The sequence below is a fragment of the Desulfuromonas acetoxidans DSM 684 genome (assembly GCF_000167355.1).
Taxonomy (GTDB): Bacteria; Desulfobacterota; Desulfuromonadia; order Desulfuromonadales; family Desulfuromonadaceae; genus Desulfuromonas; species Desulfuromonas acetoxidans.
In genome coordinates this window covers 12,680-23,639 of record NZ_AAEW02000012.1, presented here as the reverse complement: position 1 = coordinate 23,639, position 10,960 = coordinate 12,680, and the positions used below count along the sequence as shown (strand labels likewise).

12 protein-coding genes are annotated in these 10,960 nt (G+C 48.2%); 3 read left to right on the top strand and 9 right to left on the bottom strand.

Features of this window, described 5'->3' with window-relative positions:
* The first annotated feature begins 8 nt into the window (after positions 1–8).
* On the top strand, positions 9–659 hold the full coding sequence (locus tag DACE_RS10830) for an N-acetyltransferase (RefSeq protein ID WP_006001164.1): 651 nt from the start codon (positions 9–11) through the stop codon (positions 657–659).
* An 89-nt stretch (positions 660–748) separates the two neighbouring features.
* Here DACE_RS10830 and DACE_RS10825 read toward each other — a convergent pair whose 3' ends face one another.
* From DACE_RS10825 to DACE_RS10805, 5 genes are all read right to left on the bottom strand, one after another.
* Entirely contained in the window at positions 749–1,354 is a 606-nt protein-coding gene (locus DACE_RS10825) for a hypothetical protein (RefSeq protein ID WP_155809100.1), read from the bottom strand.
* Between the two features lie 50 nt (positions 1,355–1,404).
* Complete coding sequence (locus tag DACE_RS10820; RefSeq protein WP_006001160.1) at positions 1,405–2,592, bottom strand: DUF3466 family protein; 1,188 nt, start codon at positions 2,590–2,592, stop codon at positions 1,405–1,407.
* Positions 2,593–3,841: 1,249 nt separating this feature from the next.
* Entirely contained in the window at positions 3,842–4,201 is a 360-nt protein-coding gene (locus tag DACE_RS10815) for a hypothetical protein (protein ID WP_006001158.1), read from the bottom strand.
* Positions 4,198–4,830, bottom strand: a complete 633-nt coding sequence (locus DACE_RS17395) for a TetR/AcrR family transcriptional regulator (RefSeq protein WP_006001156.1) — start codon at positions 4,828–4,830, stop codon at positions 4,198–4,200. Before DACE_RS17395 ends, DACE_RS10815 begins: the two co-directional genes overlap by 4 nt.
* A gap of 172 nt (positions 4,831–5,002) precedes the next feature.
* Positions 5,003–5,383, bottom strand: a complete 381-nt coding sequence (locus tag DACE_RS10805) for a desulfoferrodoxin (RefSeq protein ID WP_006001143.1) — start codon at positions 5,381–5,383, stop codon at positions 5,003–5,005.
* 241 nt (positions 5,384–5,624) lie between these two features.
* Here DACE_RS10805 and DACE_RS10800 point away from each other — a divergent pair, with 241 nt between their 5' ends.
* Entirely contained in the window at positions 5,625–6,722 is a 1,098-nt protein-coding gene (locus DACE_RS10800) for a Fic family protein (protein WP_006001154.1), read from the top strand.
* Between the two features lie 142 nt (positions 6,723–6,864).
* Here the strand turns inward: DACE_RS10800 and DACE_RS10795 are convergent, their stop codons facing one another.
* The 3 genes from DACE_RS10795 to DACE_RS10785 all read right to left on the bottom strand — a co-directional run bounded on the left by DACE_RS10795 (position 6,865) and on the right by DACE_RS10785 (position 8,611).
* Entirely contained in the window at positions 6,865–7,329 is a 465-nt protein-coding gene (locus tag DACE_RS10795; RefSeq protein ID WP_006001152.1) for a GNAT family N-acetyltransferase, read from the bottom strand.
* Positions 7,330–7,376: 47 nt separating this feature from the next.
* A complete protein-coding gene (locus tag DACE_RS10790; RefSeq protein ID WP_006001150.1) occupies positions 7,377–7,991 on the bottom strand; it encodes a LysE family translocator in 615 nt (204 codons plus the stop codon).
* Between the two features lie 146 nt (positions 7,992–8,137).
* Entirely contained in the window at positions 8,138–8,611 is a 474-nt protein-coding gene (locus tag DACE_RS10785; protein WP_006001147.1) for a pyridoxamine 5'-phosphate oxidase family protein, read from the bottom strand.
* 139 nt (positions 8,612–8,750) lie between these two features.
* Between DACE_RS10785 and pdxR the strand changes: the two genes are divergently transcribed.
* On the top strand, positions 8,751–10,181 hold the full coding sequence (pdxR, locus tag DACE_RS10780) for a MocR-like pyridoxine biosynthesis transcription factor PdxR (RefSeq protein WP_006001145.1): 1,431 nt from the start codon (positions 8,751–8,753) through the stop codon (positions 10,179–10,181).
* Positions 10,182–10,373: 192 nt separating this feature from the next.
* On the opposite strand, the gene DACE_RS10775 is transcribed toward pdxR, so the two are convergent.
* Positions 10,374–10,754: a desulfoferrodoxin gene (locus DACE_RS10775; RefSeq protein ID WP_006001143.1), complete on the bottom strand. Its 381-nt coding sequence runs from the start codon at positions 10,752–10,754 to the stop codon at positions 10,374–10,376.
* Between the last annotated feature and the right edge of the window lie 206 nt (positions 10,755–10,960).

The following is a 10,960-nucleotide window of genomic DNA, read 5'->3' as shown; positions in this document are numbered from 1 at the left end:
CAAAAAACATGCATCAATACGAACTGATCCCGTTAAACCGTATTGAATATCAACGCTCTATCTCGCAACTCAAGGAAGACAAAACCATTCGTTTTGCTAACATGTCTCTCAACTGGTGGGATAAAAAGTTGGGCTGGCACAGCCAAGGCTGTTTTGCTCTGGCTGATCAACAGAACATTCACCTGTGCTATATCTTTTTTATCATCAACAGAACAACCAACTACCTGAGCATCCATAACATTTTTACCCCTTTCGCCCAGCGCAGGAATGGCTATGCCCAAATCCTCCTTGAGCGGGTTTTTAATCTCGCCATCGCCCAAAATGCAACTCGGTTCAACATCACCTGTATTTCACAATCACTCGACTTTTATCTGGCGCTTGGACTTATCTATTGGGGTGTTAACAGTGTGGGGGATTTTTACTGCGATCTGCCCATGCCCAAAGAGGGTCTGAGCGGAATGGAATGGATGGTTGCCGAGCGCAGCAACGCCGAACTCATCGGCACTGAGTTCGCTACGATCAATCACAAGATAAAAGACCATAACCTCCATCTGACAAAAAAACAGAATCAGGTGTATCAACGCGATTTACGGCTTTTGCAAAGCAACTATCGGCTGGATGAGTTTTTGGCGATTCGAGAGCGACGTAACATAACCTGAACCAACTGAAGAATCTGACCGCGTGCCCATGTGTCACAATTGACGACAGGCAACAACGGACAGAGGCGAATTTTTTTTAGGATTGCACTTCAAGACCTGCCCTGTTCGGCTGCTTGGTTCAGCGGGCCAACAGCTTTGCCCGAAGGCAGAAAAAAGGACTTGTGCCCGTCATCCCAGATAATCAGGGGATAGTGTGCCGGTGTTTTTGTTTCAGGCAGCAGGATCGAACATCCGCTGATCCGGCAATGGCCATTTTTTTGATTCAGAACCATCCTCTCTGCATCAACCAGGAAAACACTTTCACTTTTATCCTTGAGTTCAAGGGTAACGTCGTAAAAGAAAATTTTCTTGATGGAAAATTTTTCCGCATCTTCTTGGTTCAGGATGATATCCAACACGATATCCCCTGTTTTTTTAAACAAATGCCCCACGGCGCTGTCTTTTGCTTCAGAGTAAAATGTTAACTCGACACCATGAGCAACCGCATCAAACTCAGCAGAGATCGGTGTCAGTGAAAACGATTGCGCTTGACGTGGGATGGTCAGGTTTTCAATCACCACGCTGCATTCAGCGCTTCCTCCCGAATAGACGGTTGATCGGACACCCCTGATTGAAAGCAGGTTCTGTTGTTTGGCAGTTTGTTGATGCGGATCTTTCTGCGAGGTCGAATCAACATACGCAACAACGACGCCCAAAGCACACACCAGCAACAGCGCTAAAACCAGACGAATCGTATTCTTGGCAACTATTCTTTGACCCATACCACTGCTTCAAGAACATCTTCAGACGCTGACGCCCCCCCATAGATTCTCCCGGAATCAGTAACCACAGTGGCTACAACAAACACACCACCAAGATCTGGAAGCTCCATAGCCCCCTCGTCCTCAGACCAGAGAAGAACAGATGAAGATGCCATATCCTCACTGTAGGTCGCACCAACAATCAATCCAGTGCTGTTATTATCCAATGCGACACTGAATTCGCCATCTTCCGGCGTGTGAATCGTCGTCAAGCCTTGTTCACGATTCCAGACAAATGATCCCCCTTTATAGACTCCCAACACCTGGCCATCATCATCGATCCTGATTGCAGCGACATCCCCTTCCAGATCGGTTGTCTCCGTCTCTTCGATCAACGTCATACCGGAAGATGCGTCGTAGACAAAAGCCATACTGGTATCACTTGAATCCGTTACCACACCAGTAATTTGACCCGATGCATTGATCTGCAATGGAGAAACATCGGTATCGGCATCAACCTCAATAGAGGTCATCCCTTCTTCAGGATCCCACACAAAACCAAACTTTGTTCCGACAAAACCGCCGAACTCGTCAACATCATAGGTTTCATAGCGTCCTACAACCTGACCATTGTCATTGATGTCATAAGCAACACACTCGCGCATGTCCTCATCACCAATATCAAACATACCGGCCTCACTCTCCCAGACGAAAGGATGCTCTTCGCCGGTAGCGAGTTCGGAGGAACCGGCAACCTGACCCGCTTCATTGATTGTGTAAGCGATGCTGTCATCACCGCCAAGAGTACCGAGATCAACCTTCTCCTTGGTCTCTGGTGTCCAGACAAATGCGCGACGATTCCCTAATTCATCTGTCGCATAGCCAACCACGGTTCCCTGTTCATTGATATCGAGAGCAAAACTTTCCTCACCACCAAACGTGCCGAGATTTATCATGCCTCGCTCACTGTCCCAGTAGAAGCCGTTCATTCTCCCTTCGGCATTTGTTGCGATACCAATAACTTGGCCCTCCTCGTTGGCATCCACCACAAACGTCAATGCTCCGCCGAGCGTGCCTAAACTGGTAATCGTCCATTCACCCTCACCCGTTTGTACAGTCCTGTTAGAACCTCCATCACTACAACCACCCAGAACTGCCAACAGCAAAAAAAACAAAACAATCAAACGATACATATGTCCTCCTTCGCAATGAAATACAGCGATCAAACGTGAGCATTCTTCACAATTTCAAACAATAGTGACGTCGCGTAACAGCCTAGCAGGCTGTTGAAAAACAGACTGTGGAGCCCATGGACGGGCGATCAAAATCAAGGACAGGCTTTCAAGTCCTTGATTTTGTGAGCAAGACGGAAATCGCATTTTCGGCTTGCGTCGTTGAAAAATCCCCGGACGGGACTTTTTCAACATCCTGCCAGGACATCAACATATTCGAAATTGTACATTGCAGGAATGGCTTCAGCCGCGAATTCCCATCATGAAAAAGATCAATGACCAGAACAATTCGCGAACAAATTCGCTCCTACAGGTGGTCACTCCGATAGCAAAATTGACTGTGTTCAAGGACTAGAACGGTTCCCAATAAATTGAATGGAATGGAATGGGAAATTTTCGTGTCAGCAAGGAACACGGAGGGGGCATCGGCGTTCTATGGCAACCACGTGTAACGTTGCTGACACGGAAAAACCCCTGGGGCGCGTCAGACAAACGCACAGCCCTTGAAATAGACTAAATATACAAATCTTAATATTTAGACAAACCATCAATAAGCTCATTAGAGTAAATTGTCAACAACAATAGACAAATTCTCTAGAAGACTGTGGAGTCCATGGCCGGGCGATCAAAATCAAGGACAGGTTTTCAGGTCCTTGATCTTGTGAGTAAGACGAAAATCGCATTTTCGGCTTGCGTCGTTGGAAAATCCCTGGACGGGGCTTTTTCAACATCCTGCCGGGGGCCTGAATGACGCTAGTACTTCAGCATAATTAAAATTGTATATTCAAGGAGCGGCTTTAGCCGCAAATCCCCATCATGAAAAGGATCGATAACCAGAACAATTCGAGAATAAATTCGCTCCTACAGGTGGTCACTCCGATGACAAAGTTGACGGTGTTCGGGTCCTAGTGCTCTGTCAATGCTAGAAATTCGAGTGAATGGCACAACATCGTGCCATTCACTCAAGATTTTGCAACGCAGTGGGAATGGTGCGAGGCGAAGCCAGACCAGAAGATTGCGTGTTGACAGAGAACGAGTTTAAGGGAAAAAAGCAGCAGAAAATGGACTGTTCCCGCATGGGGGCTGTCCCAGGCTTTTGCGGTACAAACCGCCAGCGTTCCATAACCTGTAAAAATCTGGTACAGCCTCAGATAGGGCTTGGGGCAGTCCCGAGTTTGCTACGATAAAGCTAACAAAACGAGGCACGAGCCTATTCTGTTTCGTTATCACAACGCGACAATCCGTGTTCATCTTTACCGGCGTTTTCCACCTTATGCTGGCGAATTGTTTCTGCTGTCATTTGTGCCATAAGTGTATAGCCTTCATTTTCAAGGCTCATCAACAATTGAACCTCCATCTCTTTCGCTTTGTGCAATACAATTTCTCGTGTGTTGCAATCTGACAAATATGCTTGTTCGATGAGCCGCAGAATATCCTCCAGCAGATAGGTTTCTGAGGATTTGATCTGATCTATTGTCACTTGATTTTCAACGGGCTGGACCTCCCCGGCCTGTTTCTTTTTAAACCAGTCCTGTATTTTTGCTTCGCAGATGACGCTGAACAGACTCATTGCTTTCCTCCCTGGCTGCAGTTGGCAATCACAGCACTGATTCCGGCAAAATGATAGGTCCACCCCAAAGCAAAGGCATCTCGGATGTCCTGCTTCTGATCGAAGGTCTCCAGGATGGACACAATCCCTTTCACGGTGTCCACCAGCCGCGCATTGAAGACAAAACGAAAAATTTTGCTGTCGTTAAAGTTGGGATGTGTCAGGGGAAGATGAACCAGCGCCTGTTGGGTCATGGCCTGAATGTAGTCGTGCTCAAAGGATGCGTAACGCGATCCCTCGGCACGCGCTAAAAGGATGATCACTTTCAGACGATTGTCGATCCAAAAGCGCAACAACTGGCCTGCCGCCCCGCTGTCGATGGACACGGACTCTTTCGCCCGTGAAGGATCAATCAACGAAGCCACCCGCTTGTGCGTCAGTTGTTTAAACTCCGCGACAAACGCCTCGGTGATGATCGACTCAAACAGCGCCTGCTTGTTTGTGTAGTATTTATAAATCGTTCCAGTGGCCACCCCGGCTTCCTCGGCAATCATGCCCATGGTGGCTTTCTGATAGCCGACGCGGGCAAATAATTGCTCTGCCACTTTGGAAATCTGTTGCTTCACATGATCTTTTAAAACCTGAACCATGACATGCCTCCATTTGTTCAACATCTAAAAATGAATATATCATTCATTTTTAGAACAGGCAAAATTAAATGACTCTGTGATCTGATAAAAAAACAGGGGAACCGATTTTCTCGGTTCCCCTGTTGTGATGACTTCAGAGAGGCAAAGCGGCCCGTTACGGCAGTTATTATCCTTAGGGCTTACTTTTCCATAGCCCATGCAGGTTGCAATAAGCACGCGCAGTAACGTCCTCGGTGTCTACTGAAAAGTTGACATCCGGTGTGTCTCCGGGTTTCAGGAATTCTCGATAACTGACACGATCCGTCAGCAGCTCAATCCACTCAATATAATGCTCAGGCTGCATGGGATGTGCAACGCTCCCCACAGAAACCTCAATGTCGTCAAGGATACCGACAACCATCGGCACATGCTTTTCATGGGCTGCATCCGTGCTATTTTCAGCCATGAGTTCCATAGGAGCGTCACAGCAAATAAGCTCACCCTGCCCACCCGTCAAAATAGCGAGAACATTGCCGCATGTTGCACATTTATAGACTTCGTTTCGAGTTGCCATAGCGTATCCTTTTGGTTTGGGTTCGTAATGTTAAATAGCGTAACAGCCATGACCTCATTTTCAAGAATCAGCACGGGTTAAAGAAATTATTTGCCACAGACAAGAGCGGACAAGGGCAACCCATCAAAATCGTGACCTTTTGTTAACGACAACAAGCATAATCACTGCACGATATGCAGAGATTATGCTTGCCAATGCGGAGAATACGGGGCACAATCTCCTTATATCATGCGGGGGTTATATGTATATCCATCAACAACAGCACTGGCCTGATTTTTATTGGGATCGGGAAAAGCTGGCTTTTCTCCTCGCCGAAGTCCGCCATCTTCAAGGACGGCTGCTCGGCCGCATGGACGCATTGGGATTTGCCCTGCGCGAGGAAGCCGGGCTGCAAATTCTGACGGAAGACGTTTTAAAAACCAGTGAAATTGAGGGTGAAACCTTTAACCGCGAGCAGGTCCGTTCGTCCATCGCCCGCAGAATGGGGATTGATCGCGGAGAATCCGTAACGATTGATCGCAACGCGGAAGGCATCGTGGAAGTCATGCTTGATGCCACCAGAAACTATCAGCGACCATTAGATCAAGAACGACTGTGCAGCTGGCATGCAGCCCTATTCCCCACAGGACGAAGCGGCCTGCAACGCATCCAGGTTGGCCAGTGGCGTGATGCGTCCAGTGGTACGATGCAAATTATTTCCGGGGCGTTCGGAAAAGAGAGGGTCCATTACGAGGCCCCGAGCTTTGAGCGACTCAATGCGGAAATGAAGCGCTTCCTCGCTTGGTTTAATGCTCCCAGCCCGACAGACCCGGTCATTGCGGCGGCCATTGCTCATTTCTGGTTCGTCACCATCCATCCTTTTGACGATGGCAATGGTCGCCTGGCGCGTGCGATAGCCGATATGCTACTGGCGCGCTCAGAGCAAAGTCCGTTGCGTTTTTACAGCATGTCGACCCGTATCCAACAGGAACGTAAAGAGTACTATGACATCCTCGAACGCTGTCAAAAAGGCGATCTCGACATTTCTTTATGGGTTGAATGGTTTTTGGGCTGTCTGAAGCGGTCCATTGAAGCCGCCGAACAAACCCTCGAAGCGATTTTGATCAAAGCCCGCTTCTGGGAGTCTCATGCGCATGAGCCATTCAATGCCCGTCAACGGGATATCCTCAACCGACTCTTGGATGGATTTACCGGCAAGCTGACCTCGTCAAAATGGGCCAAGCTTGAAAAATGCTCTCAGGATACCGCCTTGCGTGATATCAACGACCTGCTTTCTCGTCATATCCTGGCCAAAGATCCTGCTGGCGGGCGCAGTACGAGTTATCAACTTCAGTTTTGAATTTAATCAAACAGTAAACTTGCACGCCTTTGCTTTATAAAAAACACCTTACAAAGGTATATTCTGCGGCCTCCAATTTTTTAGCCACAGACAAAAGCGGACAAGAGCGGACATTACAAATGGTTCAATTCAAACCATGCTCCTAGAGCACCTTGTGCATTTTGACGCACTCCAGCTTTACGTCGTTGGGTAGTTTATGGAAGGCTTTTTCCATGCGGACATATCCATGGCGTTGGTAAAAACCCAACGCATTGATTGTCGAGAAGAGGGTCAGCTCAGTGACCTTGTTTTTCAAGGCAATTGCTTCCAATTCCGACAAGAGCTTCCAGCCACATCCTGTACCTTTGGCTTTCGGATGGATATAAACCGCTCCGATGATTGCTTGTTCGATATCGAGAATACCCAGACCAAGGATGTCACCCTGTTCTTCCGCCACAATCATGACCTTATCCTCTATGGCACTTTCATAGATCGCAGGTGACAGGATTGCCACCCAACCGGCAATCGATTGTGCATCATAAGAGTCCGCACAAAGCCCTTCAATCGAGGCTTTGTGCGTTGCCGCGATTTTTTGCGTGTCGGAAAGTTCTGCGGAACGGATAACCATGGCTTTCCCCCTTATTTTTAACCTCGCGAGCGTTTTTCAATCCCCTGTTATCGTTCAGTCAAAGCCAGCTTTAAACCAAGGGCGGCAAAAATAGCCGCGAATGATTTCTGCAGAAAACCCGTAATCTTTGAGGAATTGACGATATATCTGCGCACGGACGTCGCCAGGAGTCCGTACAGGATGAAAACAACCAACGTCATGAGCATAAAAAGACCACTGAGAATTAACATCTGCAGCGCGGGGGATGCGCTATCCGGTGCAACAAACAGCGGCAGGAACGCCAGAAAAAATATCGACAGTTTGGGATTCAGAATATTAATCAGAAATCCTTTGATGGCCACATGCCGCAAACTCCTGGCCGATTCCGGGGCATTGACCTGTAGCAAACCCGTCTCCCGCCACATCGACCATGAAAGATACAGCAGATAGAGAACCCCGGCATACTTTACCGCCTGAAACGCGACAGCACTCATATGAAGGATCGCTGACAGCCCCAAGATACTCGCCGTTAAATGAGGAACAATTCCTGCTGTACAGCCACATGCCGCGGCGATGCTCGCACGCCGGCTATGAAAGAGTCCCGTGGAAACGGTATAAATAACACCAGTCCCCGGGATCAAAACCACAACAAGTGACGTCAGCAAAAACTCCGAGCTAAACATGTTCCATTTTCCTTTCTACCGTCAGGGACGACAAACAGAGACGGGCAAAACGTTGCGCCCGTCAATGGCGTCAATGCAACTCTTTGACGACTATATTAGACATCAATAGATAGAGAAAGGAGAAAACTGGGAAACATTTTCTTCTATCAATCGACAATCGTCGATTCGTCGGTCTGCTTACCTGAAATTTCCTGAGCATCAACAACAAAGACAAAGGTGCTTCCTAAGACCTTTTCGGGAAAGGTATAGTCCTTGTCCGAATAATTTTTCATGATGATATTAAACGCCTGCACTTTCTCTTCAAGTCCGTTGAGCACAGTTGCATGGCCGGTGACAATCACGCTTCTGTAACGAAAGCCCCAGTTGCAGGCTTTTTCGTGTTTAATCAATCCAAGCTCCATATCAAATTCAAGGCACACCTTGGGATTAGCCTTGAGGAGATCGACCTTACGGCCCGCAGCCGCTGAATGAAAATAAAACTTCCCATCCTCATAGCCAAAATTCAACGGCACCACATAGGGTGTGTCACCGTCACACAGCCCCAGACGACAGACGTTGGATTGCTTGATAATCGCTTCGATTTCTTCTGTGGATGAAATTTTCAAATCTTTTCTACGCATGTCCACTCCTCCTTTTGGGTTTAAGCAAAGTTCGGGAATAAATATCACGACGATTTCCTGTGAATCCTATTGCACAATTATCACTTTAATAAGTGCCAGTTTTGAGATATTTTATAGGGACAATTTCCATGGAGTCGTCATGATCTATCTCAACCAAAACCACAAAGAACCGCTCTATCAACAGCTTTACGAGCAACTGAAACAGAAGATTATTGCCGGAGAGTGGAGCCAAGGAAAACGTTTGCCCGCCATGCGCGTGCTGGCGAAAGAACTGTGCATCAGCCGCAATACGGTCGAAAACGCCTACGGACAGCTATGCGTCGAAGGCTATGCCGTCAGCAAACAAGGGTGCGGGTTTATCGTGCAGGATATTCAGGAAACCGTGCTGGATCGTCCGTACAAAACCATGGCCAGAATCGCCAACTCAGGACGGCAGGAACAACAGGCTCAGCCAGACTGTTCATCAAAGAAGAGCGCAAACTACAAATTTGACTTTCAATATGGCAACCTGCCGTCAGAATCATTTCCCCGCCAGATCTGGCGACGCTTAACCGCCGAAGCTCTGGCTTCTTTTGAGTCGGAAAACATTTGCGCCTACGGCGACAAGCAAGGCGAGTTGGCGCTGCGCCGTGAACTGATCGATTATCTGCACGATTCGCGCGGGATTGTGAGCACGCCGGACCAAGTCGTGCTGTGCAACGGCCTGCAGGATGCTCTCGGCCTCATCTGCACCCTGTTCAGTGACGACAACCGCATCCTGGCCATGGAAGATCCCGGCTATGACTTTACCCGCATCGTGTTTCAAAATCATGGCTACGATATTGCGCCCATTCCGGTGACCGCATCAGGAATCAGTCTGGACGATCTGCAACACAGCCCCGCCAAGATGGTGTACATCACCCCGTCGCATCAATTCCCCACCGGATGTGTCATGCCGATCAATCAGCGTATGGAGTTGTTACGTTGGGCTGAGCAGGTGGACGGCGTCATCCTCGAAGATGATTACGACAGCGAGCTGCGTTACCACACCCGCCCCATCCCGGCGCTGCAATCGATTGATCGGAATGGACGGGTAATTTATCTCGGCACCTTCTCCAAAGCCCTATCGCCAGCGTTACGCACCAGCTATCTGATCCTGCCGCAACGCCTCCTAGCCAAATACCAAACCGCCTTTGCCCGCTACAACCCCAGCGTGCCGTGGTTGCAACAGCAGGTGATGACCCGGTTCATGGCACAGGGCCATTGGGAAAAGCATTTACGGAAAATGTGCCTGCAGAATAAAAGAAAGCACGACGTGTTAGTGCGAACGATTCGTGAAATGATGGGCGAGCGCGTTAAGATTCATGGTGCAGGTGGCGGGTTGCATCTGCTTGTCGAGGTTTTAGATCAAACGCTGCAGGAGGATTTGATCCAAAAAGCCGCCGCGCTTCAGGTCAAAGTTTATCCGACTCGGCAATATTGGCTGCAGCCGGAGAAGGCCGCAGACAGTTTGATTCAGTTGGGATTTAGTGGGTTGGAAGAAGAGGAGGTTATTGAGGGAGTAACACTCTTGTGCAAAGCGTGGTTCTAAAGGAATGTCAAAATATCAACTACGTCCCCTACCCCTACAAACACTTAAAAATGAATATATCATTCATTTTTAGAACAGGCAAAATTTAATGACTCTGTGATCTGATAAAAAAACAGGGGAACCGATTTTCTCGGTTCCCCTGTTGTGATGACTTCAGAGAGGCAAAGCGGCCCGTTACGGCAGTTATTATCCTTAGGGCTTACTTTTCCATAGCCCATGCAGGTTGCAATAAGCACGCGCAGTAACGTCCTCGGTGTCTACTGAAAAGTTGACATCCGGTGTGTCTCCGGGTTTCAGGAATTCTCGATAACTGACACGATCCGTCAACAGCTCAATCCACTCAATATAATGCTCAGGCTGCATGGGATGTGCAACGCTCCCCACAGAAACCTCAATGTCGTCAAGGATACCGACAACCATCGGCACATGCTTTTCATGGGCTGCATCCGTGCTATTTTCAGCCATGAGTTCCATAGGAGCGTCACAGCAAATAAGCTCACCCTGCCCACCCGTCAAAATAGCGAGAACATTGCCGCATGTTGCACATTTATAGACTTCGTTTCGAGTTGCCATAGCGTATCCTTTTGGTTTGGGTTCGTAATGTTAAATAGCGTAACAGCCATGACCTCATTTTCAAGAATCAGCACGGGTTAAAGAAATTATTTGCCACAGACAAGAGCGGGGAACCGATTTCTCGATCCCCCGTGCTAAGTGCGACCTTAGAGCATCTTGTGCCCCTTAATGATAACAACGGCCAAATGATTAAATATATTTTACAA

Excerpts from the sequence above, each read along its gene's own strand:
- DACE_RS10830 (WP_006001164.1), top strand. The coding sequence starts at position 9 with ATGCATCAATACGAACTGATCCCGTTAAACCGTATTGAATATCAACGC.
- DACE_RS10820 (WP_006001160.1), bottom strand. The coding sequence starts at position 2,592 with ATGTATCGTTTGATTGTTTTGTTTTTTTTGCTGTTGGCAGTTCTGGGT.
- DACE_RS10815 (WP_006001158.1), bottom strand. The coding sequence starts at position 4,201 with ATGAGTCTGTTCAGCGTCATCTGCGAAGCAAAAATACAGGACTGGTTT.
- DACE_RS17395 (WP_006001156.1), bottom strand. The coding sequence starts at position 4,830 with ATGGTTCAGGTTTTAAAAGATCATGTGAAGCAACAGATTTCCAAAGTG.
- DACE_RS10805 (WP_006001143.1), bottom strand. The coding sequence starts at position 5,383 with ATGGCAACTCGAAACGAAGTCTATAAATGTGCAACATGCGGCAATGTT.
- DACE_RS10800 (WP_006001154.1), top strand. The coding sequence starts at position 5,625 with ATGTATATCCATCAACAACAGCACTGGCCTGATTTTTATTGGGATCGG.
- DACE_RS10795 (WP_006001152.1), bottom strand. The coding sequence starts at position 7,329 with ATGGTTATCCGTTCCGCAGAACTTTCCGACACGCAAAAAATCGCGGCA.
- DACE_RS10790 (WP_006001150.1), bottom strand. The coding sequence starts at position 7,991 with ATGTTTAGCTCGGAGTTTTTGCTGACGTCACTTGTTGTGGTTTTGATC.
- DACE_RS10785 (WP_006001147.1), bottom strand. The coding sequence starts at position 8,611 with ATGCGTAGAAAAGATTTGAAAATTTCATCCACAGAAGAAATCGAAGCG.
- pdxR (WP_006001145.1), top strand. The coding sequence starts at position 8,751 with ATGATCTATCTCAACCAAAACCACAAAGAACCGCTCTATCAACAGCTT.
- DACE_RS10775 (WP_006001143.1), bottom strand. The coding sequence starts at position 10,754 with ATGGCAACTCGAAACGAAGTCTATAAATGTGCAACATGCGGCAATGTT.